The organism is Helicobacter sp. T3_23-1056, assembly GCF_053654535.1.
Window position 1 is genome coordinate 67,343 of record NZ_JBSIUU010000007.1, and the last position, 21,820, is coordinate 89,162.

Annotated in this window: 22 protein-coding genes; 9 read left to right on the forward strand and 13 right to left on the reverse strand. The window is 38.1% G+C overall.

Annotated elements, in window-relative coordinates; translation table 11 throughout:
• Window positions 1-205 precede the first annotated feature (205 nt).
• From ACWIUO_RS05115 to purC, 5 genes are read right to left on the reverse strand one after another with little or no spacing between them, the layout of a single operon-like run.
• Complete coding sequence (locus ACWIUO_RS05115) at window positions 206-1,048, reverse strand: 1-acylglycerol-3-phosphate O-acyltransferase (protein WP_454176840.1); 843 nt, start codon at window positions 1,046-1,048, stop codon at window positions 206-208.
• Between the two features lie 56 nt (window positions 1,049-1,104).
• A complete protein-coding gene (locus tag ACWIUO_RS05120) occupies window positions 1,105-2,511 on the reverse strand; it encodes an SH3 domain-containing protein (RefSeq protein ID WP_454176841.1) in 1,407 nt (468 codons plus the stop codon).
• Window positions 2,512-2,540: 29 nt separating this feature from the next.
• A complete protein-coding gene (gene purQ / locus ACWIUO_RS05125; protein ID WP_454176842.1) occupies window positions 2,541-3,197 on the reverse strand; it encodes a phosphoribosylformylglycinamidine synthase subunit PurQ in 657 nt (218 codons plus the stop codon).
• 32 nt (window positions 3,198-3,229) lie between these two features.
• Window positions 3,230-3,472 (reverse strand): phosphoribosylformylglycinamidine synthase subunit PurS, encoded by a 243-nt coding sequence (purS, locus tag ACWIUO_RS05130; protein WP_454176843.1) that lies wholly within the window; start codon window positions 3,470-3,472, stop codon window positions 3,230-3,232.
• A gap of 37 nt (window positions 3,473-3,509) precedes the next feature.
• Complete coding sequence (gene purC / locus ACWIUO_RS05135; RefSeq protein ID WP_454176844.1) at window positions 3,510-4,295, reverse strand: phosphoribosylaminoimidazolesuccinocarboxamide synthase; 786 nt, start codon at window positions 4,293-4,295, stop codon at window positions 3,510-3,512.
• 317 nt (window positions 4,296-4,612) lie between these two features.
• Between purC and ACWIUO_RS05140 the strand changes: the two genes are divergently transcribed.
• The 3 genes from ACWIUO_RS05140 to rsmH are packed head-to-tail and all read left to right on the forward strand — an operon-like array spanning window position 4,613 to window position 10,694.
• Window positions 4,613-7,369 (forward strand): dynamin family protein, encoded by a 2,757-nt coding sequence (locus tag ACWIUO_RS05140; RefSeq protein WP_454176845.1) that lies wholly within the window; start codon window positions 4,613-4,615, stop codon window positions 7,367-7,369.
• Window positions 7,366-9,708, forward strand: coding sequence for a dynamin family protein (locus tag ACWIUO_RS05145; RefSeq protein WP_454176846.1), 2,343 nt, complete (start codon window positions 7,366-7,368; stop codon window positions 9,706-9,708). The genes ACWIUO_RS05140 and ACWIUO_RS05145 overlap by 4 nt, the downstream gene beginning before the upstream one ends.
• Before the next feature lie 2 nt (window positions 9,709-9,710).
• Complete coding sequence (gene rsmH / locus ACWIUO_RS05150; protein ID WP_454176847.1) at window positions 9,711-10,694, forward strand: 16S rRNA (cytosine(1402)-N(4))-methyltransferase RsmH; 984 nt, start codon at window positions 9,711-9,713, stop codon at window positions 10,692-10,694.
• Window positions 10,695-10,866: 172 nt separating this feature from the next.
• Here rsmH and ACWIUO_RS05155 read toward each other — a convergent pair whose 3' ends face one another.
• The 5 genes from ACWIUO_RS05155 to ACWIUO_RS05175 form a co-directional block, all read right to left on the reverse strand.
• Window positions 10,867-11,145 carry a hypothetical protein gene (locus tag ACWIUO_RS05155; protein ID WP_454176848.1) on the reverse strand — a complete coding sequence of 93 codons (279 nt, stop codon included), beginning with the start codon at window positions 11,143-11,145 and terminating at the stop codon, window positions 10,867-10,869.
• Between the two features lie 190 nt (window positions 11,146-11,335).
• The gene (locus tag ACWIUO_RS05160; protein ID WP_454176849.1) at window positions 11,336-11,494 is read right to left on the reverse strand and encodes a hypothetical protein; all 159 of its coding nucleotides are present in this window, start codon (window positions 11,492-11,494) and stop codon (window positions 11,336-11,338) included.
• Window positions 11,495-11,517: 23 nt separating this feature from the next.
• Entirely contained in the window at window positions 11,518-11,703 is a 186-nt protein-coding gene (locus ACWIUO_RS05165) for a hypothetical protein (RefSeq protein ID WP_454176850.1), read from the reverse strand.
• 86 nt (window positions 11,704-11,789) lie between these two features.
• Complete coding sequence (gene lepB / locus ACWIUO_RS05170; RefSeq protein ID WP_454176851.1) at window positions 11,790-12,803, reverse strand: signal peptidase I; 1,014 nt, start codon at window positions 12,801-12,803, stop codon at window positions 11,790-11,792.
• 45 nt (window positions 12,804-12,848) lie between these two features.
• Window positions 12,849-13,817 (reverse strand): bifunctional 5,10-methylenetetrahydrofolate dehydrogenase/5,10-methenyltetrahydrofolate cyclohydrolase, encoded by a 969-nt coding sequence (locus tag ACWIUO_RS05175; RefSeq protein ID WP_454176852.1) that lies wholly within the window; start codon window positions 13,815-13,817, stop codon window positions 12,849-12,851.
• Window positions 13,818-13,931: 114 nt separating this feature from the next.
• Between ACWIUO_RS05175 and ACWIUO_RS05180 the strand changes: the two genes are divergently transcribed.
• From ACWIUO_RS05180 to ACWIUO_RS05200, 5 genes are all read left to right on the forward strand, one after another.
• Entirely contained in the window at window positions 13,932-14,732 is an 801-nt protein-coding gene (locus ACWIUO_RS05180) for a c-type cytochrome (protein ID WP_454176853.1), read from the forward strand.
• Window positions 14,733-14,996: 264 nt separating this feature from the next.
• Window positions 14,997-16,205 (forward strand): transcriptional regulator, encoded by a 1,209-nt coding sequence (locus ACWIUO_RS05185; RefSeq protein WP_454176854.1) that lies wholly within the window; start codon window positions 14,997-14,999, stop codon window positions 16,203-16,205.
• 38 nt (window positions 16,206-16,243) lie between these two features.
• Window positions 16,244-16,414, forward strand: coding sequence for a hypothetical protein (locus ACWIUO_RS05190; protein ID WP_454176855.1), 171 nt, complete (start codon window positions 16,244-16,246; stop codon window positions 16,412-16,414).
• Between the two features lie 271 nt (window positions 16,415-16,685).
• Window positions 16,686-16,928 carry a hypothetical protein gene (locus ACWIUO_RS05195; RefSeq protein WP_454176856.1) on the forward strand — a complete coding sequence of 81 codons (243 nt, stop codon included), beginning with the start codon at window positions 16,686-16,688 and terminating at the stop codon, window positions 16,926-16,928.
• 24 nt (window positions 16,929-16,952) lie between these two features.
• The gene (locus ACWIUO_RS05200; RefSeq protein ID WP_454176857.1) at window positions 16,953-17,195 is read left to right on the forward strand and encodes a hypothetical protein; all 243 of its coding nucleotides are present in this window, start codon (window positions 16,953-16,955) and stop codon (window positions 17,193-17,195) included.
• 214 nt (window positions 17,196-17,409) lie between these two features.
• Here the strand turns inward: ACWIUO_RS05200 and ACWIUO_RS05205 are convergent, their stop codons facing one another.
• Window positions 17,410-18,513 (reverse strand): CNNM domain-containing protein, encoded by a 1,104-nt coding sequence (locus tag ACWIUO_RS05205; RefSeq protein ID WP_454176858.1) that lies wholly within the window; start codon window positions 18,511-18,513, stop codon window positions 17,410-17,412.
• Between the two features lie 30 nt (window positions 18,514-18,543).
• Entirely contained in the window at window positions 18,544-19,503 is a 960-nt protein-coding gene (locus ACWIUO_RS05210; RefSeq protein ID WP_454176859.1) for a CNNM domain-containing protein, read from the reverse strand.
• A gap of 74 nt (window positions 19,504-19,577) precedes the next feature.
• Between ACWIUO_RS05210 and ACWIUO_RS05215 the strand changes: the two genes are divergently transcribed.
• Window positions 19,578-19,739 (forward strand): hypothetical protein, encoded by a 162-nt coding sequence (locus tag ACWIUO_RS05215; RefSeq protein WP_454176860.1) that lies wholly within the window; start codon window positions 19,578-19,580, stop codon window positions 19,737-19,739.
• A gap of 66 nt (window positions 19,740-19,805) precedes the next feature.
• Here the strand turns inward: ACWIUO_RS05215 and ACWIUO_RS05220 are convergent, their stop codons facing one another.
• The gene (locus tag ACWIUO_RS05220) at window positions 19,806-21,563 is read right to left on the reverse strand and encodes an L-lactate permease (RefSeq protein ID WP_454176861.1); all 1,758 of its coding nucleotides are present in this window, start codon (window positions 21,561-21,563) and stop codon (window positions 19,806-19,808) included.
• Between the last annotated feature and the right edge of the window lie 257 nt (window positions 21,564-21,820).

The following is a 21,820-nucleotide window of genomic DNA, read 5'->3' on the forward strand; positions in this document are numbered from 1 at the left end:
ATCATAAGTAACCATAAGTAACAAATGCAATGTGCATAAAATCTAAAACAAAATCTAAAAATAAATGATTTTTGTAGTATAAATTTTGGTGTCAAAATGCGCGCAAAAAACACGCGATTTTCATACGCTAAAAAATCACAAAAACAAAACTCTTTGCAAAAAAAACTAACAATTTTTTGCAACAACCAAACTTTAAAAAATCTAACTACGGATTTAGCTCTTTATAATGTTCTAAATACACTTCTTGCATTGTTTGCTCTAATGCTTTATACCAATCTTGTGCATTGTTTATCGCTTCATTTAAGCCATTTTGCGCTTCATTTAAGCCATTTTGTGAGCTATTTTTTGAGTCATTTTTTGAGCTAGTATTTTTTGTCGTTTCATTGCCAAAAAATATATTTTTGCTTGGCATTTCATTAGCATAAAAAGATTCTAAAAGCACCATTCTAGCGACATTGCTTCGCGCTTCAAGTGGGGAAGTATTATAGACTTTGCGAGTGTTGATTAGCACGATTGGTTGGATTTTTAGGTTAAATCTTTCTGCTAGCATTTTCGCACCTGCTTTAAATGGCAAAAACTTCTCCCTTCCTCTCCCCCTAGTCCCCTCAGGAAATATCACAATAGGGCGTTTTTCATCGATTTTTTCTTTTGCGATTTTTAGTAGCCACGCTAAGCCTCTTTTATCCTCCCTATCTAGCAAAATCATCTGTGGAGCGCGCAACGCATAGCCATAAAGCGGAATCTCTCCTAGCTCTTTTTTTGCCACCCAGCAGATATTTTTGGGGTGATATGCCTCAAGGCAGAGTATATCTGCAACACTTTGATGATTCATAATGATAAGCGTAGCACTCTCATCAAATTCACCGATTTTTTGCAATTTTATGCGCGATAGCCAAAAAAAGATTTTGCAAGTCCTGCGCGCGCTAAAGGCATTGTCTTTGTGGGTAGTGAAAAAAATCCCAACCATAATGCACGCTAGCCCCACAACAATTACAATCGTTTCATATATTCCTTTTGCTTTATAAAATATTTCTTTTATTAACCGCATTTTTTCCCTTTTAAAAAAATATTTTTGATTTTAGTAGTCTTAAGATTTTGCAACGATTATTCGACATCATCTTGTTTTACCCAGCCGACTTTTTCTTCGGGGGTAATGATTTTATAATATCCGCTGTATTCGCCTATGATTTTGACTTCTATGGGCTTTGTGGTGGTTTCTAGCAAAGTAGAATTATGCGTTGGCAAAATCCAAATATGCTTATTTGGGCTTACAACGCCACTTTTGCTATATAGCATATAATGCAACAAATACGCAAAAATCCCCACTGCCAACACCCAAAAAACATACCGAAGCGGTGGCTTGCAAATAAAACCTATGCCCACACAGATAATCCCTAGCACCGCTATGCCAAGCGCAGTGTAGAGCAAGTAAGTATTTTTTGGTTTTAAGTCCTCTTGAAATTCCGCATTTTGCGCATTTGGAATCGCAGGAAAGCGAATTTCTTCAAAACGATTGCTACTTAGAGAAAAATACTCAAAGCTAACTGATTGGATATTTTTGGGGATAAGGGCATAAAAAATCGCGCTAGATTCTGCATTTGTGAAGTTTGACCGTTCAATCCCTTGTTTTTCGACACTTGGGAGTTTAAAATCCTCCAAATTTGCATTTCTTGCATTTATCTCAAACGCCACAAGATTATGCTCTTCATCATAGCTCCTAGCCTTATATGCTCCTAGCTCTAGTCTATCTGCGACTACGCCTACATATCGTTTGTTTTGGTGCAAATCAAGCGCATTTATCGCAATAGATTCTACCAAAAACGAATCAATCACCCCGCCATCTTGGCTAATAGCATTTACTTCAAAGGCTGGGATTACCGCATTTGAGGATTTAATCTTAAACACATAAGTAATGCTATACATATCATCGCCTTTTTGGGCTGATTCTAGGCTTTTTTGCCACACTTCAAGCGGATTTTGCAAAGTGATTTTGTCTGTGGAGGTTTTGTCTTGAAACGCGCTTTGGCTCAAAGTCGCACCATTAAAAAACAGCGCATTGTAAGTGATGGGGATTTTTTGCCCCACATAGATAGTCTTGCCTAAAAATGCTTCATTTGTGGCGTTTTTGACAAAGAGTAGTTTTTCATCAGGGTTTGCATAAATCGCGGAGGAATTTAGCGGATTTTGCGGGGCGTTTATGTTTTCGCCCTCGCTTCCAAATCCTCCCACACCCTCATCATCATAAGAGTCTTGAGGCATTTGCGATTCATCAAGATTTAGTTGATTTTGGTTTGGTTGATTTGGCATATCTTGCTCTAAAATCTGCTCCAAAGTTAGCTCATTTTGATTTTGTGGATTTTGCGGGGGTATTGGATTTTGTGTATTTGGCGAGTTTGATTCATTTTGTGCGATTGCTATATGTGGCACACTTGCGATATTTGCAAATATCAAAAATGCGATTTTGCATATTGCTTTATGAGATTTATGAGAGAAGTTTTTTTGTTTTGTCATTTTTACCCCTTTTTTACCCCTAATGTTGTTTAGTGTTTATAAATAGATTCTAGCATTTTTAGCCCGATTTGGCTGCCTAGTAGATTTTCGCACGCCCTCTCTGGGTGAGGCATAAGCCCAAAGACATTTTTTTTCTCATTGCATATTCCTGCGATTTGCCCCACAGAGCCGTTTATATCGCTTTCATACCTTAGCAAAATCTGCCCATTTTTTTCTAAATTTTCTAGCTCGCTTGGCTTGCAGTAATAATTGCCATCTGCGTGTGCTATGGGGAGAGTGATGACTTCGCCTTTTTTATAATCGCGCAAAAAAGCATTATCCGTATTTGAAATGATTAGATTTTGGTTTTTGGAAATAAAATGCAAGTCTTTATTGCGTTTTAGCGCACCTTGCAAAAGTTTTGCCTCTGTTAGGATTTGAAATCCATTGCAGATGCCTAGCACGCGACCGCCTTTTAGGGCAAAATCTTTTATCGCTTCCATTATGGGGGCAAACCGCGCTATCGCCCCGCTACGCAGATAATCCCCATAGCTAAACCCCCCTGCTAGCACGACTAGGCGCGTATCTTTGGGTAGGATTGTATCTTTGTGCCAGATTATCTTGCAAGGCAATCCCAAAATCTTTTCATACACATATTGCATATCAAATTCGCAGTTTGTCCCTGCAAATCGCGCTATGGCTACCATTTTTATCCTTTTTTGTATAAATATTGCAAATCTTAATCTAGCAATTCGACTTTATAATCCTCTATCACGGGATTTGCTAGCAAATCATTGGCAATTTGCGTGGCTAGATTTTGTGCTTTTTTTTCATCGCATTTTCCAAAATCTAGCGTGATTTGTTTTGCCATACTTACGCTTTGTATTTCATCGATATTAAATGATTTTATCGCATTTGCGATAGCCTTTGCCTGCGGGTCTAGCACGCCTTCTTTTAGCGAAATGATTACTTTTGCCCTCATTAAATATTCCTTTTTTTAAGATTTAAAAGCGAAAATCTTAGCCTTGAATGCGATGCAAGATTTCCTCATAAGCCTCTTTTAGATTGCCTAAATCTTGGCGGAATCTATCTTTATCTAGCTTTTTGTTTGTCGCTTTGTCCCATAGCCTGCAACTATCAGGGGAGATTTCATCAGCTAGCAAAATCCCTTTTGTGCTATGCCCCCCCTCTATCTCTCGTCCAAATTCTAGCTTAAAATCCACTAGCCTTACCCCGCGCTTATCAAAAAAATCATACAAAATTTCATTGACTTTGAGAGCTTTTTCTCGCAAAATCGCTAAGTCATTTTTGTCATTTATGATTCCCAAAATCTCGCAATGCTCATCATTTACAAGCGGGTCATTTAGCGCGTCATCTTTATAATAAAACTCCACTAAAGCAAAAGGCAAAACCTTGCCATCTTCTATGCCTAGTCGCTTAGACAAAGAGCCTGTGGCGATATTTCGCACGACTACTTCAAGCGGGATAATCGATACTTTTTTGCAAAGCATATTGTTTTCATCAAGCCTAGTGATAAAATGGCTAGGCACGCCCTTTTGTGCCAAAATCTCAAAAAGTGCGGAGCTAATAAGGCAATTTAGCGAGCCTTTGCCAGATTCGCTACTTTTTTTAAGCGCATTAAATGCGGTCAAATCGTCTTTAAATTCTGCGATGATATGGTTTGGATTTTCCGTAGCGTAGAGTTTTTTGCCCTTGCCCTCATAGAGTAGATTTTGTTTGGTGGGTGGATTTGTAGTAGCGTTTGTAGCGGGGTTTGTGGCGTGGGATAAATCATTGCTTGGCATAGATTGTCCTTTTTTATGTGGTGTGTTTTGTGTGGTTTTGGTGGGATTTTGGTTTTGCAAAGCGTGGGCTTGCTTTGATTTATGTTTGATTATGTTTTATTGTGGGTGCAATTTTACACAACAAACAAAAACGAGATTTTAGCATTTTTTAATCTTGTTTTGCTTAAAAAGGCGATTTATCTAAAATACTTATGCAAAGTTTTGTGCTACAATCTTACATTTTTAAGCACGATTTTAAATCGCTATTTAAAAACTTGAAAAACTTAAAAAAAAACGCAAAACAAAAAAAACTGCAAAAACCAAAAAAGCGAGGCAATATGCCAACTCTGCATTCTGCGTATCCTAACGATGATTTTGCTATATCTGCAAATATGTCTAATCAATCTAGCGAAATAGATTATGAGCTAGATTTTAGTGGAGTTAGCTTGTGGAGGGATTTTTGTGAGATAATCTACCCAAATATAAACACTAGCGACAATCAAGACAATGATTCTACACATTTGACACAAAATCTACAAAATACACAAGATTCACAAAATCCACAAGACTTAAAAGACTCACAAAATCCACAAAATTCACAAAAAAACCCACCAAAACATTCGCCAAAAGATTCACCAAAAAACTCAAAAGAAATGCAAAGCATTTTACAAAATCCACAGCAATTAGCCATTATCCTAAGCACAAATACGCAAAATTTTGATACTTTTGCAAAAAGCGATATTTTTGCTAGCATTTTGCAAGATTTTGCACAAAATATAAGCCAAACTATAAACAAGGATTTTAAGCAAGATTTTACGCTAAAAAACGATTCTCCACCAAATCTTGCCACACTTCAATCTATCCAAAAGCACATTTTATCACATCTAAGCCCACTGCGTCTTGTGGCACTTAGCCCTTATATCTTGCGATTAAACAGCGCAAATCTTCTAAGCATAGCTCATACTCGCGCACTTTTAGAGCTATTTGAACGCCACGCCAAAAAGCACAAATCACACCAAAATCCAAGCAAAAAATCCCTAAACCTAAAATCCCTCCAAAGCGAGCTACACTCTCTTATAAAGCAACTAGAAACCATCGGTATTTCTAAAATCCATTCACAAGCCCTAGATAATATCTTGCAAAAAAACGCCAATCAATCATTTTCTATCGGTATCACAGGCGTGCTAAGCGCGGGGAAAAGCACTTTTTTAAACGCGCTTTTGGGGAGGGAGATTTTGGGCACTAGCACGATACCAGAGACGGCAAATCTTAGTATTTTGCGCCCGATTATGCTAGATAACGCACAAAACAAAAAAGCAGATTTTGCAAGGGTGCATTTTTGGAGCAAGAAAGAGTGGGCAGAGTTTGAAACCTGCGATAATCAAACTAGCCAAAATCATATATCAAGCAATATGAGTGAATTTGTCCGCGCTACAAAAGAGGCTTTTGGAGATAGGCTAGAAGCTCTTTTGGCACAGGGACAAAAAGACATAGACATACGCGAATTGCGCGATTATACTTCGGCAAATAGCCCTACAAAATATTGTAATCTAATCAAAAAAGTCGAGCTTTTTATGGCATTGCCTTTTTTGCAAAATCAGCACGCAAACAAAGATTTTGCTAGCACAAGTAGCGATATTTATGCAAGTAGTCATAATGTGGAGATTGTGGATACCCCGGGGCTTGATGACCCTATAAGGGCTAGGGAAAAAATCACGCGTGAGTTTATCTCTCATTGTGATTTGCTGATACATATTATGAATGCTAGCTGTGCGGCTACGCAAGTGGATATGGATTTTATTTTAGAGTCGCTTTTGAGTTTGCAAGTTAGCCGACTTTTGGTGGTGCTTAGTCGCTCAGATTTGCTTAGCCAAAAAGAGCTAGAATCTAGCCTTGCTTATACGCGAAATTCTTTGGCAAAAGAGCTTACAAAAGCAAGGTTTGATGGCGATATAGACGCGCTTTTATCACGCATAGATTTTATCCCTCTATCTAGCTTTTTTGCGCTAGGCTATACAAGCAACAACGCCCAAATCATAGCCCAAGCTAGCGCAAAAGGCTATGACAAAGAAAAAACAGGTATCACACAAGTGCAAGACTACCTAGATAACGCCCTGCTAGGGGAAAATAGCCAAAAACAAAGAGATATTTTGTATCGTGCGTATAGGAGCGTTAGCGCGATAGTTTCAGCAGAGATTGAAGAAGTGGGGATAAAGCTATCCCTTAGCAGTGCGTCAAAAGATGAGCTAGAATCCATAATCCAATCCACAAAGACAAAACAAGAAAATCTAATGCGCTCTTTTGAAATGCAAAAAAAAGAATTTGGGATTCTTAGCGATGAGCTAGAATCTTATCTTTTGGGGCTAGAAAAAATCATCACCACAAGCCTGCACACTCACAAATCCCGACTAAATAGCCTAATATATGATGATATGCTATATGAAACCTCGCGTGGCAATGCCCCCACAAAAGAGCGGATACAACAAATGCTAGGCGTGCAAGTGGAGGATATAAGCTCTGATTTATCCCGCGAATATCGCTACAAAAGCGCGCAAAAAATCGCTAGCTTGCAAGCAAACATAACAAGCGCAAAAATGGATTTGCTAGAATCTAATACAAAAAATGAGCTAGATTCTGCGGATTTGGCGACTAAAAAAAGTGATTTATCTACAAATAATTATGTGGGTGCAAGTATGCAAGATGAGGTTTTAAGCGACATAAAATCCTCTCTAGTGGATAAAACAAATACCCTTATAAACAAATACAAAAATGCTTATAAATCCACGCTAGAAGCGGAATTTAGAGATAAGCTAGATAGTGTGATTGGCGATGGATTTAGCCTGCTAAAAGAGGCTATTTTACAAAACAACGCAAGTATAAAATCCTCTCTTTTAAGCGAGTTTGAAGCGATTTTGCAAGCAAATCTACAAAGCATAAAATCTAAAATCGCCTCCATAGAATCCACCCTAAATCAAAGCCTAGAAATGATAAAAAACACGGATTTAGAAACCCTAAAAGAGCAATGCAAGACAAAAGATAAAGCACTAAAAGATATTTATAATGAATTAGCGATTATCACAAAGGCACTGCAATGAATAAGCGCGATTTACCAACAATAAATAATGAAAATCTTTTAGAATCTTTCATACAAGAATGCCTAAATTTAGGGACAAATAATCCATTACAAAAAGAGATAAATGCCACAAGATACGCGCTAAATCAAAGTCAGCTTTTGGCAGGATTTCCAAACGATTTTGCAGATAAAAATAATGCAAGCACGCAAAATCGTGTGCAAGATTTTTCAAACAATTTTTCAAACAATTTTGCGCACGATTTTACGCGTGATTTTTCACAATCTGCGCAAGAAATGATTTTGCAACGATTAGAAAAATCCACGCAAAAAGAGCAGCTCTCCCATCTAAAAATTGCAATCATTGGGCAGTTTTCAAGTGGCAAAAGTAGCTTTCTAAACGCGCTTTTGGGAGCGGAGATTTTGCCTAGTGGGGTGATACCTGTTACGGCAAAGGTGTGTGAAATCGCTTATGGAGAACATAGCGATTTTAGCCAAAATCTAGCCCAAATTTCCTCACAAACAATAACGCAAACAACAGCACAAAATCCGCAAAATCCACCACAAAAACAAACGCAAAATCTACAAGATTCACAAAATCCATCTCAAAATTTGCGTCAAAATCTAGCACAAAATCCACCTCAAAATTTACTGCAAAATATTTTCCAAAATATTCTCATAGAAGTGCATTACAAAGATTTTAGCATAGGCTTAAAGCCATTATCATATTTGCACCAAATCGATAGCATCGAAAACGCCACAATATCGCATTTTAGGTTACTTGCACCGCTAGATTTGCTAAAAAATATTACCTTTTTAGATACCCCGGGGTTTAACTCACAAAATCAAATCGATACCGATACCACAAATGCGATTTTAGAAGAAGTCGATGGAATTATATGGCTATCGCTAATCGATAATGTAGGCAAGCAAAGTGAAAAAGATATTTTAGAATCCCATCTCAAAAAATACTCCGCCAAAAGCCTATGTATCCTAAACCAAAAAGATAGGCTAAAAAATGACAACGAAATCGCCACAAGTCTAGCATACGCAAATAGCGCGTTTAGCGGATTTTTTGCGCGTATTATCCCTATTTCTGCCAAAGAAGCTATTGACTCTCATAATGCCAAAAATGCCAAAGAAAAACAACGCTTATGGGCTAGCTCAAATATGCAATCCGTGCTAGATTTTATCCACGAAGAATTGCAAGAAAAAACCACCGCGATAAAGACAAAAAAAGTGTTGCGCTCTTTAGAATCTTTGCTTATCAAAGAGGCTTTTAGGGTGCATAGAGCCACCCAAGCTAGAATCAGCCTAAACCAACACTTACAAACAAAAGCCGCCCTAATGCGATTTTGCGCAAATCAGAGCGATTTGCAAGCTAGATTTGACACGCTTTTCCCACAGCTAAATGCCAAACTTGATAGCCTAGCGCAATATATTTTTAATTCCCAAGTGCTAAAGCAAATCCCATATCAAACCACGCACAAAAATGCGCTAGGACTAAGCAAGAGGATTTTGGGACAAAAATCGGTAATGATGCTAGAAAAAGACACGCTAAAAAGCGAGCTAACCAAAAGTGAGAATCCATTTTTTAGAGATTTCATCAAAATCGGGTTTATGATAAATGATTTTGGAAAATATTTTAGGGAGTTTGTGCGTGCGCAACAAAGCGAGTTTGAATCTATGCTAGAAGCGTGGCTACACAAAATCAGCGCGTATGAAAATATACACATTAAGCAAGATTTTGCCACACAGGATTTTGGAAAGCTAGTTTTTGCAAAACGCGATTTTGAAAAGCAAGATTTTTTGTCCGCACAAGATAAAAAAGAAGCGTTTGAAAAAGGGCAAAAAAATAGCAAGGCAAATGAAATAGATTTTGCAAAAATGTCTTTGTCATCATTTATTGATTCTATCTCAAAAGAATATTTGCTATTGCAAGAAGAAGTATGCCAAAATCTACAAACAGAGCTATCAAACCTAAAAAATATCCTAACACTCCAATACCAAAACACCATCGAGCTAACGCTAGAAAGCCTTGATAATAAAATGACTTACGCGCTTAAAAAGCATTTAGAAAATCCAAGCGATTTTGAGCCCTTTAGCCTAAGCCTTGAAAATGTGCGCGAATGCTTAAATCAAGGCTTGCATTTTTTGCTTTTCCAAGACAAATTATTGCTAATAAATGCACTATATAAAACCTCAATTTTTAGTTTAAGTGAAAAAATAAATGATTTTTATGAAGCAAAATATCCTACTTTGCTATCCCAAATCAACGCCCTTCAACAATCTAAAAAACGACTTTTAGATGAGCGACATAGGCTAAAAAACTATCCGCACAAAGATTTTTTACACAAAGATTAAAAATGCAACATCATATCCCCGTCTTGTTACAAGAAGTAGTCGATATTTTTTCCCCCAGCGTTTATGAAGTCGGTATGGCAAAGCAGGGTGGCAAATCCCCTGTGATAATTGATTGCACATTAGGGCTAGGGGGGCATTCTATCGCACTTTTAGAGCGATTTTGCGAGCTAGAAATAATCGCTATCGACAAAGACATAAACGCCATAAACATAGCCAAAGACAAAGCCAAACAAGCAGGATTACACAAAAAAATCCACATTTTGCAAGCCCCTTTTTCGCGTGGATTAGCAGAGGCATTTGGCTTAGCAAAATCGCTAGATAAACGCGTAGTTGGGATTTTGGCAGATATTGGGGTAAGCTCTATGCAGCTTAATGATGAGAATCGTGGATTTTCTTTTGGCAGTGGCACGCTAGATATGCGTATGGATTTATCCCAGCACAAAGATGCAAAATATGTGCTAAATCAATATAGCGAATTTGAGCTAGGGCGCGTGCTGCGCGAGTATGGCGAGATAAAAGAGTATAAAAAAATGGCACGACTTATCAAAGGGCATACAAAATCTAGCGGTGGATTTAGCAGTGGCAAAGATTTTAGCGAATTTTTGCGCGCAAATTTCCCAAAGCCAAGCAAAATCCACCCTGCAACTTTAGCATTTCAAGCGGTGCGAATGGAGGTAAATAACGAACTAGGCGAGCTAGAATCCCTGCTAGCTAGGATACAAAGCGCATTTAGCGATAATCTCACAAAAAATGCAAGAGTGGCGATTATTAGCTTTCATTCGCTTGAAGATAGAATGATAAAAGAGGCTTTTAAGCGGTGGGCTAGGGCTTGCGTGTGCGATACAAACGCGATGAAATGCCAATGTGGAGGGGACAATGCAAAAGGGGTGATTTTAACCAAAAAGCCAATAATCCCAAGCCCACAAGAAACCAAGCAAAATCCACGCGCCCGCAGTGCCAAACTCCGCGCCTTTGAATGCAAATAATATGTTTTTTAAATCACCTATTATTTGCTTAGTATGACAAGCGGTGTCGCTTTTTGCAAGCAAATGAGGTTTTGTAAAGGTAGCATTTGTGTGGTAATCTAAAATCCCCCTCCCTTAGCACGAGGGGGCTAGGGGGTGGGTTTTTTGTCATTGCGAGAATATTAGATTCTAGTTAGAATCTAATATTCGTGGCAATCCAACATTTTATCGTCATTGCGAGCGAGTGAAACGAGCGTGGCAATCTATTGTTTTTATCATTGAAAAAAATTGCATTTTTGTCATTGCGAGCGGATTTGTCAAAAGTTCCGTCATTGCGAGAATCTGCGAAGCGTAGCGAAGCAGATTCGTGGCAATCTATCGTTATAAAATGCAAAAACACGATTTTGACAAAAACTAAATAAATAGATTGCCACGCCGTGCAAGCACGGCTCGCAATGACGGATTTACCCACCCCCTAGCCCCTCGTGCTAAGGGAGGGGGAAAATTTTGGTAACTCCGCAAATGTAGGGGGGACAAAAGGCAAAATGCTATGCCAAAATGCTATGTAAAGTAGGAGAAATCTTTATCGTAATTGAGAGCTAATTTGTCAAAAGCTCCGTCATTGCGAGAATTTACGAAGTAAATTCGTGGCAATCCACACTTTACAAATTCAAAAAAACATATTTTGTGATTTTGATGATATAGATTGCCACGCTCACTTCGTTCGCTCGCAATGACGGCAGGTGGTGTTGCTTTGTGAGATGCTTCGGTTTTTGTAATAACTTAGTATGACAAATAATAGTGTTTGGATTGCCGCGCATTAGATTCTGCAAAAATGCAGAATCTAATTGCTTGCAATGACGGAAACAGAATCATTGTCCGCAATGACGGAATTTTCTTTGTCATATTGAGGTGTTGAAAAAGCCGAAATATCTCTGTTTTTTATTGATATTTTGAGATACTTCTTAGCTGATAGCATTAGATTTTGGTTAAAAATCCCCCTATTTCTTTTTAAGCTAGAGTGCTTCACTTAGCAAAATCACATTTTAGCACATCACGCTAGCGATGGTTTGCAATCTTTACAACGAAAAAAACAACAAAATCTAAGCGCAAGTATTATTTGCTAGCGACTTCACTTGGGATAATGTTTGATTTTTGTTGTGCCTTTTGTGCGGCTAGATTTTCGATTCCATCCATTGTTTTAAACATTCTCTCCCATCGCAGTGAGTATCTTTGCTTTGGCTCAAAGTATGCGTTTGATTCTACGCTTTGGGTTAGGTTTATGCTTAGGTAGATAAACCACGGAGTCCCTATGATATTTGAGTATGGCACACTCCCCCAAAAGCGCGAATCCTCACTATTATTGCGATTATCCCCTACCATAAAGTATTCATCTTCATCAATTTTTTTGTAAAAATACTCCACGCGCCCATTATCGATGATGGCTTCCATAGAGATTCCACGATATTGCGCGCTAAAGCTATATGGCGAGCGTCCATCTTGCCTTGCTTCATTGTAAATGCTTGCCATTTGATAAAAAGAGGATAGCCCCTCATCATAGCTTATGCCAAAATGCTCTTTAGAGTAGGGCTCTAGCACAAAGAGTTTATCCCCTCTTTGCACCATTTCATAGCCATTGTAGTGTTCTTTGATATAGTCATTTCCTTCACTTGGGTGCAGATACATTCCACGCGGTGTGAAAAGCACCTCATCGCCACCTTTGGCAAATGCCCGCTTTATGTAGTGGTCGGTTTTTATGCCGAGTTTTTCTAAATGCGGAGGGATAAAAATCACTATATCGCCTCTTTTTGGTCCCTCAGCTTTGATTAGATGTCCATTGCCAAAAAAATCTGGCAAAATCGGGGTATTTACCCAAGGAAGTCGCGGTATAGGAATCCCATAGACATATTTTTTGGCAAACAAAATATCGCCCTCATAAAGCGTGCCAACCATAGAGCGAGAGGGAATCACAAAGCCTTGCGCGACAAAAAATATCACAAAAAGCACGAGCAATATCGTCCCCGTCCAACTAGAAAAAAAGCTATAAATCCCTAGTAAAATCTTTTTTGGCAATGCGGGATTTGGGGTGTCTTGCGTAGATTTTGGGTTAGATTTGTCGTTGGTATTCATTGTTATCCTTTCTTTTTTTTGGTTGTTTTTGGGGTTGTTTTGGTTTTATGGATTTTGGATTTTGTATGCTTTTAGGGTGTTTGCTAGCAGGGCTGCTATCGTCATAGGTCCTACTCCACCGGGCACAGGCGTGATAAAGCTAGCTTTTTTGCTTACTTCTGCGAAATCCACATCTCCGCACAATAAGCCATTATCCAAGCGATTTATGCCAATGTCTATGATGATTGCGCCTTCTTTGATGTGCTCTTTTGTGATTAGATTTACTTTGCCAACCCCCACGCATACAATATCCGCCGTGCGTGTAAAAACGCCAATATCACGCGTAAAAATATGGCAAATACTAATAGTCGCGCCTGCATTTAGCATAAGCTGGGCTAGTGGCTTGCCTACGATGTTGCTAGCCCCGATGATAGCGACATTTTTGCCTTTTAGCTCGATATTATAGGCTTTTAGCAATTTCATAATCCCTAGTGGCGTGGCGGGAGAAAAACTTACCTTTTGTGCAAGATTTTGTATGTTGATTTTGTCTGTTTTTAGATTTTGGTTTTGTAGCGTGCTATTTTTGCAATCAACCCCGCTTGCAAAATCATCAAAATTATCACCAAACCCGTCATCCAATCCATCATAAAATCCGCACTGCACCCTGCCTACATTTATGGGGTGAAATCCATCGACATCTTTATGCGGGGATATGGATTCTAAAATCTTATCGGTGTCAAAATGCTTTGGGAGTGGCAACTGCACTAAGATGCCATTCACACTTTTATCAGCATTTAACCTAGCTATTTCGTGGAGGATTTTCCCCTCTTCTACTTCCTCGCCAAATCGCAACACTTCGCCTATGATACCGACATTTTCACACGCTTTTGCTTTCATATTGACATAGGCTAGGCTCGGAGCGTCCGCTCCCACGAGGATAACCACTAGCTTTGGTTTTTTGCTAAGGGCTGATACTTGGAGTTTGAGGGAATCTTGGATTTTTAAAGAGAGAGATTTGCCATCTAAGATAGTCATCAAATGCCTTTTAGGTGTTTTTGTAGTAGATTTTGGTGTGTTTTGTGCTATGTGAATCTATGTAGGGTTAGATAAAAGGTGCTATTATAATAAAAAAATATTAAGGCTTTGACTATGAAGTGCATATCTTTTGACAAAACTTTGAAAAAACTAGCTAGCAAAATGCCTAAAAACATAGCTACTTTTGGAGCTTTGTGCGCGATTTTTGGCGTGTGGCAAATGACTAATGCAACATCAAATGCGCAAACAAACACCCCTCCAAATGTAAAACCAAATGCAGAATATATCCCACAATCCGTGCTAGAATCTAGCACAAAAGAATCTAGCACGCTAGATTTGATGATAGATACACAGCCACAAAAAGCACAAGACGCCATAAATCAATCTAATGAGGCAAATGACAAATCCACGCAAGAATCTAGCAAAGAAGTGATTAGAGAATCTAACAAAGAAGCGACTAAAAAAACCGCTAAAGAGTCCAAACCAGCCCAACCCCAAAAAGACACAAAATCCACGCAAAAATCTACAAACGACTCTAAACAATCTATTCAAAGCGAAAGCAAATCAAACATAGATTTTGGCAAAGAAAATCATAGTCTAGCAAATGAACATCGCAATGATGAAAGCTTCATAACCCCGCAAGAATACGGCGCAAGCCTATATGAATACCCTCGCGGAATCGGCTGTATCAAATGCCACGGAAACATAGGCGAAGAAACGCTACTAGCCACCTACAAACACAAAGGCAAACAAAAAACCCTCCTAGTCCCTCGTATCAATAATTTAGAGTTATCGCATTTTAGAATCGCTCTAAGCCAAGATAATGGCATAATGCCAAAATACAACCTCACAGATGAAGAAATCCAAGCGATTTTTTTATACATTAGCTCCAAAAACCCCACAAGAATCAAGTAGATTTTGATTTTGGCAATGTTGTTTTTGTTTAAGAAAAAACGAAAATTTTTACCCCGAAATAGCATAAAAAGCGGAGGATCCCGTGCTTTGTTTTTTGTATATTTTTTGCGATGGTAAAAAATTGCAAAGCGTGTTTTAAAATGCGTTTATGATATAATACTAAGAATGTAATTTTTGCATTATATTGTCGCAATAGTATTAAGCAAGTAACAAAAAAATTAGTTTTTGAAAAATGATTAGTTTTGTTTGTAAAGGAAAATGGTTATGAAATATTTGCTAAAAAATAAAGACAAAGCTGTGTTGGAATTTGATGTAAGCACGAAAGAATCTTTTATCCAAACATTGCAAGAAACAACCTATACAAATGAAATTAGCAATATAAAAATTATAAATGAACCTTTGTTACCAAAAAGTATCAATTCACAACATTTAATAAATTCATTAACACAATGGATAGATGGACGCAAAGCCCCCAAAAATAGAGAATTTATAGATGAAATCATCGCAACATATAGTCATACAAACAAAAGAGAGGGGCTTATGGATTATATTGATATATCATTAGGATTATCGCTTAATGATTCTTATTGGATTGTGCCAGCAGATTCTGATTATGAGTGGAAAAAATACAATCTCTACGCGAATGAATTTGATAAAGCACTTGAATTAGTCGCTTTTAGTGGTAATTCACACAAAGCAAATGGTATCACAAGCTCGCCTGAATACACCACAAATGGAATGCTAAAAAAGTGTTGGCATAGAGAAAATGGACAAATTTATCTTTACAAGGGCTGTGTAAGCGCAAATTATAAACAATCCAATGTCGGCAAAGAGGCATATAGCGAATACTATATGGCGCAAGTTGCAAAAGCATTAGATTTTAAGCATACACCTTATGATTTAAGAGAGTTTCACGGACAACTTGTAAGCACTTGCCCTATTTTTACTAATGAAAATGAGGGATATATGGCTATTTATTATTTGTTGGATAAACAATCTTTACAAAAAAGAGGATTAGAATCTATTGATTCCTTGTCAAATGTATATGGCGTAGAATCTTTGCAAAATTTAATGCTCTTTGATGGAATTATTTGCAACAAAGATAGACATTTAGGCAATTTTGGAATGATAATTGACAATAACACAAATGAGATTTTGCGCCCAGCACCAATATTTGATAATGGATTTTCGATGATAAATTTTTTGCGTGAAAATGAACTCAACAACATAAAAGAATCTATCAAAAAATATCAATCAAAACTTTATATAAGTTTTGATGAACAACTAAAGTTATTTACACAACCACGCCATATCCCAGCCCTAGAAAAACTAAAATCCTTTGAATTTACAAAACACAAAGATTTTAATCTGCCTGATATTTGGCTAGAATCTATCCAAAAAGCAATACAAGAAAGAGCGCAATTAGCCTTAGATTTTTGTAATCAAAAATATAAACGCAACAACAAAACCTAAAATACGACATAAAATCTATTGAGCGCGTTGAAAAATTTTTGAAACTTTGCGATAAGGTGGGAGTAAGCAATATTGATTTAAGTCATAAAAAGTGTGAAGTAGATTTTGCAATGCAGGCATTTAGGCAGGAAAAAATCCCAAAAGATTTAATCCAAAACATAGAATCTAAAGGCTTGAATAATGTTTTAACAAAAGGCAAAAGTAGATAATTTTTATCTCTTTTGGCTTTTGTTTTTATCTTTTTTATCTCATTTCTAACTTAATTCTATCTTAAAAAAATATTGCTATTAAGCAATATTTAAGAATTAGATTTTCCTATTTTACGATATTACACAACTTTTTATCCCTTAATCTTACTCAAAAATTGTGTGTTTTTTTGACCTAAAAATTGCTACACAAATAGCAATTTTTTTTCGTTATATTTTTGCAAGATTTTTATCCAAAAATCAAAAAACTTGCAAAAAACGCGAAAGGTAAAAAATGGACAACACACAAGAAATACAAGAAACACAAAAATCACAAAATCAAAGCACAAACGCCCAACACATAGATGAGATTCTAGCAAATATCGAAAAAAGCAATAAAGCAAGAGTTTCTATTGAGAGAATCGATAAAGAATTAGCAAAAGAGGCAAAAGAACATAAAGAACTTTTGGCTAAGTTGCAAGCTAAAGAAACTAAAATCCAAAAGCTATACGCCCAACGCCAAGAACTACTAAAATAGTTTTTTTTGATTTAGGATTTTCTTATGCGCTCTAAAATCTTAGAAGCTCTTTTGGGTAAATTAGACAAATATCTCACAATGGATATTAACGAAATATGCTTTAATAAGGAAAAAGAACTATGGATAGGCAAAGATGGGCGTTATGAAAAAATCATAGATGAGGAATTAGATGAAAGATTTTTGCTAAATTTTTGCGAACAACTTGCAACGGCAAGAAATTTGTATTTTAATATCAACATTCCGCATTTATCCTGCGCAAATCCCTGATTCTCGCTACCGCGTAAATGCTTTGCACCCAAGCGTTACTACAAATAACGAAATATCTATCAATATAAGAATCCCTAGTGATAAAATTTGCCCACATATTTGCCATCATTTTGGGTTAGATTTTGTGGTTTTGGTGGTTGGGCGTGGATTTTGCGTGGTGTTTTTTTTTGGATTCTTGTTTATTTTAGATTTTGTCTTGCTGGATTTTGTATTATTAGATTTTGTTTTGGGCGTGTTTTTTGTGCTTTTTTGCGCGCTCTTTGATTAGTTTTTGTCTTTTGGCAAGCTCTTGCATATCTTTTGCCTCATCAAACTCATCTACAATCTCATCGCCTAGCAATGTCTCAAGCACATCTTCAAAGGTTACAATCCCCATAAATTGCTCATACCTATCTAGCACGATAAAAAGCCTTGAAATCTGCTCTTGCTTGTAAGAATCTTTTGACTTTTTGTCATCATTTTGGCTTACAAACAAATGCAACAACTTCAGCACCGAAATATTATATGGCACAATATCCACAGGCTTTGTAAATTCCTCCACCATTTTATCCCCATCGCCTTGCACGCTAAGGGCTAAAATCTCTTTAGAATCCACCACCCCCAAAATGCAATCAATACTATCACCCTGCACCACAGGCACGCAAGAATGATGAGTGATGCGCTTATGTTTGGCAGCGTCTTTGATTTTTTCATCGCTTTTTAGCGTAAAAACCACGCTTCTAGGGGTTAGTATATCGATGGCTTGATAATTTTTTAGCGTCAAAAGATTTTTGACAATATGCGTTTCTTTCGCACCTAGTGAGCCACCTTTGTTGCCCATTTCGCTAGCTGCTAGGATTTCGCCTCTTGTGGTTGGGATTTTTGCTCCGTGCGTGAGAAAATGTGTGATACCCTTTGCTAGCACGACAAAAGGAAATGTGATTTTTAGCAAATATCGCACGCAAATAGCCACGCTCGGCGCAAACGCACGCCAATAAGTGTTGCCCAAAGTCTTTGGGAAAATCTCTGTGATATAAATCATCGCTACGGCAAAAATACTCGAAGCGATAAACTGCCAATCTTCGCCATAAATCTCTGTAACCTCTATCCCAAATCCCGTAGAGCAAGCCGTTACCGCAAAGGTATTTAGCACCAAAATCGCGCCTTCCGCTTCCTCGATATTAGATTTTAGGTAGCGCATATAGCCACCTACTTTTGGGTGGGTTTTTTCATAAGATTCTACAAAAGAAGGCGTGGTGCTAAGAAATACGGATTCTAAAATAGAGCAAATAAAGCTAAAAATAATGGCAACACAACAATAAATGATAAGTAGCGTCATCGTTATTCCTTTTTAGATTTTGGTTGGATTTTAGTGTCGTGATAGATTGCCTACGCCTAGCACGGCATTTAGCGCGTCTTCTAGCGTAACGATGCCTATGTAAGCCCCCTGCTTATCTAGCACGACAAACAAATGTGCGTGTCGCAGGATAAAAAGCCTTAGTAGCATTAGCACTTGTTTGTTTTCTTGCACGGTGTTAAATGGCTTTGCAATGCTTTTTAGAATCTCTTTTTCTTTGTTTTTTAGATTTGAGCGCAAAATATCTTTGCGATACGCGATAGAGGTGATTTGTTTGGCAGAATCCATTAGCGGTATGCGTGAGTATTTGCGCTTTTGGGATTGGGCTAGGGCTTGTGTTAGGGTTAGATTTTCATCAAGGGTAAAGACTAGATTTTTTGGCGTCATTATGTCTTTGACACGGATAGATTTTTGTCCGATGATATGCTCCAAAATATCCATTTCTAGCGCGTCTAGTGAGCCACTTTTTTCGCCAAGCTCCATAATGGACAAAATCTCATCTCGGCTGATTTTTTCTACACCATTTTTGCGGAAAAAAAATGTAATCCCACGCGAAATATACACAAACGGAAAGGCGATATAATACATTATGATTAAAGGGTAACAGCAAGGCAAAATGAGCTTTTTCCAATACAGCGCGCCAAGGGTTTTTGGGATAATCTCTGCGACATACAAAATGCTTATCGTCATCACAATAGCCACCACTCCAGCCCACTCCTCGCCAAACACCTCCACAGACTGCGCTCCCACCGCTGCTGCGCCCATAGTGTTGGCAAACATATTGATGACAAGCACTGCGCCCACAGAATTATCAATATTTGCTTTTAAATGCTTTAGGATTTTGCCTGCTTGAGTGAGTTTAGCACTTGCCTCCACAAATGGCGTAGTCGCGCTAAATAATATCGCTTCAAACACCGAACAAGCCCCAGATATAGACACGGTAGCAAGAAAATAAATCACTAGTAAAGTCATACTAAAAAGCCTTGTTTATGATGAGGTTTTTTGCAAAATCTAAACATAAAGATATTTAAGAAGTTTGATAAAAAGTGTTACATTATGTTGGCAATGCTTTAAGTATCGGCTATTTGGAGAAAAGTTATACCAAAATCAAATATGCTAGCCAAAACAAAAATATAAAATCCCCCCACAAGTCCAAATCAAAAGCCCAAATCCAAAATCTTAAATCAAACGCCATAAATAGATTCTAAAAAGTTGGCTTCAAAACGCATTACAAAATAAAAACCCCCCTCCTAAATCCCCTCTCTTTAAAAACGCTATACTTTTGGCAATGGCGTAACTTCAGGGATAATGCCACTCAAAAACAACGAAATAATAAGCGTCCAAATGCCAATCAAAATAATAAATCCTAGCGAATATTTAAATGTGAATTTAAATAACTCCGCTTCTTTGCCGACTAGCCCCACCGCTGCGCACGCTATAGCAATGCTTTGCGGGCTTATCATTTTGCCCACAACTCCACCTACGGAGTTTGCCGCTAAAAATAACGCTTCGCCTACGCCTAGCACGCCAGCACTTGCTTGCTGCAATGTCCCAAAGAGTAGGTTTGAGCTAGTGTCGCTACCTGTGATAAATACGCCAATCCACCCAATCACAGGGCTAAAGAAATTAAACGCATCGCCCGTTTCAGCAAAAGCCCTTCCTAGCGTTTCGCTCATCGCGGAATTTTTAGAGATAAAGGCAAATGAAACAACAAGCCCTATGGTAATGCAAGGAATCGCCATTTCTTTTAGCGTATCCCAAAAGCATTCCGCTGCGTCTTGTGCTTTGATTTTAAGAAACCAAATGGTAAGAAACGCCGCAAGCAAAATCGCACTTCCAGCCTGCAAAGCGATAAGATTGATAGGCAGGCTAAGCCCCACAGGCTTGCCATTTGTGCCAAGCAAAGTCCAGCCAAGAGAATTAAAGTTAATCGTAATTTGCGTATAGCTTAGCACACCTACTAGCTTATAACCGATGATTTCTTTTGCTTCGTTGAAAATAGGCAAGACATTGTGCCAAAAATCAGGTTTTGGCAATGCTTCTCCCGCAGATTCAAACATTATAGGATTGCCAACTTTAAATAGCCCTTGAAACCACGGCTGCGTCCAAAGCACGATACAAATAATCAGCAAAATAAAAGGTAACCACGCCTTAAACACCTTGCTAAATTCTAGGCTTGCGACTTTGAAATCCTTTTCATCATCAAGGCGGAAAATATTGCTAGGTTTCCATATTTTGAGAAATAGCGTGGTGCAAGCAAGAGAGACGATAGCAGAGGCTATGTCTGGCAACTCTGCGCCTAAATAATTTGAGCTTAAAAATTGTGTCGCTGTGAAGCTAACAGCTGCGACTAAAATCGCAGGGAAAGTCTCTTTTACCCCCTTAAAGCCGTCCATCAAAAAGACGATGAAAAATGGCACGGTTAGGCTTAGGGGGACAAGCATTCGCCCCACCATTGCCGCTACGGCTTGTTGCTCTATGCCTACTAAGTTTGTCATCGCAATGATAGGAATCCCAACCGCACCAAATGCCACAGGCGCGGTATTTGCAATCAAACAAAGCCCCGCTGCATAAAGTGGCTTTAGCCCTAGCCCCACAAGTAATGCCGCCGTAATCGCCACAGGTCCGCCAAAACCTATCGCCCCCTCCAAAAATGAGCCAAAGCAAAATCCTATCAAAATCACTTGGATTCTGTGGTCTGGCGTGATACTCATCACGCTTTGTTTGATGACTTCAAAGCTACCTGATTTTACAGAGAGTTTGTAGAGGAAAATCGCTGCGATGATAATCCACGCTATGGGCCACATACCTTGCGCAAAGCCCTGCACGAAGCTAGCACCAATAAGCGAAAAAGGCATATCATACGCAAAAAACGCCACCAAAGTCGCCACAATCACGGTGATAAATCCTGCTTGATAGCCCTTTAGCTTGAAAGCAAGCAAGCATAGCAAAAAGCACGCGATTGGCACAAATGCAAATAACGCGCTAAGCCAAAGGTTGTTTAGAGGGTCGTAGTGTTGTATCCACTCCATAAAATCTCCTTTTTGTTGGATAAAATAAAAAGCCTTTTTATTGTATATTGTTTTGTGTTAATAACTCATTAACTTCGTGCATAAAAATATGCTAAATGTGTAAAATCGTAGCAAGTATAATTAAAATGCACAAAAATCGTGCAAATAGCAAAAAACAATATGCAAAATAAACAAGGACAAATTTTAAGGATACATTTGGAAAGTAAGTAAAATAAAAAAGTGGATTTTTGGGAAGTTACTAAAAAGCAAGACGCAAC

What these genes read in the sequence shown, in the direction of transcription:
- ACWIUO_RS05115 (WP_454176840.1), bottom strand. Translation starts at nt 1,048, where the DNA reads ATGCGGTTAATAAAAGAAATATTTTATAAAGCAAAAGGAATATATGAA.
- ACWIUO_RS05120 (WP_454176841.1), bottom strand. Translation starts at nt 2,511, where the DNA reads ATGACAAAACAAAAAAACTTCTCTCATAAATCTCATAAAGCAATATGC.
- purQ (WP_454176842.1), bottom strand. Translation starts at nt 3,197, where the DNA reads ATGGTAGCCATAGCGCGATTTGCAGGGACAAACTGCGAATTTGATATG.
- purS (WP_454176843.1), bottom strand. Translation starts at nt 3,472, where the DNA reads ATGAGGGCAAAAGTAATCATTTCGCTAAAAGAAGGCGTGCTAGACCCG.
- purC (WP_454176844.1), bottom strand. Translation starts at nt 4,295, where the DNA reads ATGCCAAGCAATGATTTATCCCACGCCACAAACCCCGCTACAAACGCT.
- ACWIUO_RS05140 (WP_454176845.1), top strand. Translation starts at nt 4,613, where the DNA reads ATGCCAACTCTGCATTCTGCGTATCCTAACGATGATTTTGCTATATCT.
- ACWIUO_RS05145 (WP_454176846.1), top strand. Translation starts at nt 7,366, where the DNA reads ATGAATAAGCGCGATTTACCAACAATAAATAATGAAAATCTTTTAGAA.
- rsmH (WP_454176847.1), top strand. Translation starts at nt 9,711, where the DNA reads ATGCAACATCATATCCCCGTCTTGTTACAAGAAGTAGTCGATATTTTT.
- ACWIUO_RS05160 (WP_454176849.1), bottom strand. Translation starts at nt 11,494, where the DNA reads ATGCGCGGCAATCCAAACACTATTATTTGTCATACTAAGTTATTACAA.
- lepB (WP_454176851.1), bottom strand. Translation starts at nt 12,803, where the DNA reads ATGAATACCAACGACAAATCTAACCCAAAATCTACGCAAGACACCCCA.
- ACWIUO_RS05175 (WP_454176852.1), bottom strand. Translation starts at nt 13,817, where the DNA reads ATGACTATCTTAGATGGCAAATCTCTCTCTTTAAAAATCCAAGATTCC.
- ACWIUO_RS05180 (WP_454176853.1), top strand. Translation starts at nt 13,932, where the DNA reads ATGAAGTGCATATCTTTTGACAAAACTTTGAAAAAACTAGCTAGCAAA.
- ACWIUO_RS05185 (WP_454176854.1), top strand. Translation starts at nt 14,997, where the DNA reads ATGAAATATTTGCTAAAAAATAAAGACAAAGCTGTGTTGGAATTTGAT.
- ACWIUO_RS05195 (WP_454176856.1), top strand. Translation starts at nt 16,686, where the DNA reads ATGGACAACACACAAGAAATACAAGAAACACAAAAATCACAAAATCAA.
- ACWIUO_RS05200 (WP_454176857.1), top strand. Translation starts at nt 16,953, where the DNA reads ATGCGCTCTAAAATCTTAGAAGCTCTTTTGGGTAAATTAGACAAATAT.
- ACWIUO_RS05205 (WP_454176858.1), bottom strand. Translation starts at nt 18,513, where the DNA reads ATGACGCTACTTATCATTTATTGTTGTGTTGCCATTATTTTTAGCTTT.
- ACWIUO_RS05210 (WP_454176859.1), bottom strand. Translation starts at nt 19,503, where the DNA reads ATGACTTTACTAGTGATTTATTTTCTTGCTACCGTGTCTATATCTGGG.
- ACWIUO_RS05220 (WP_454176861.1), bottom strand. Translation starts at nt 21,563, where the DNA reads ATGGAGTGGATACAACACTACGACCCTCTAAACAACCTTTGGCTTAGC.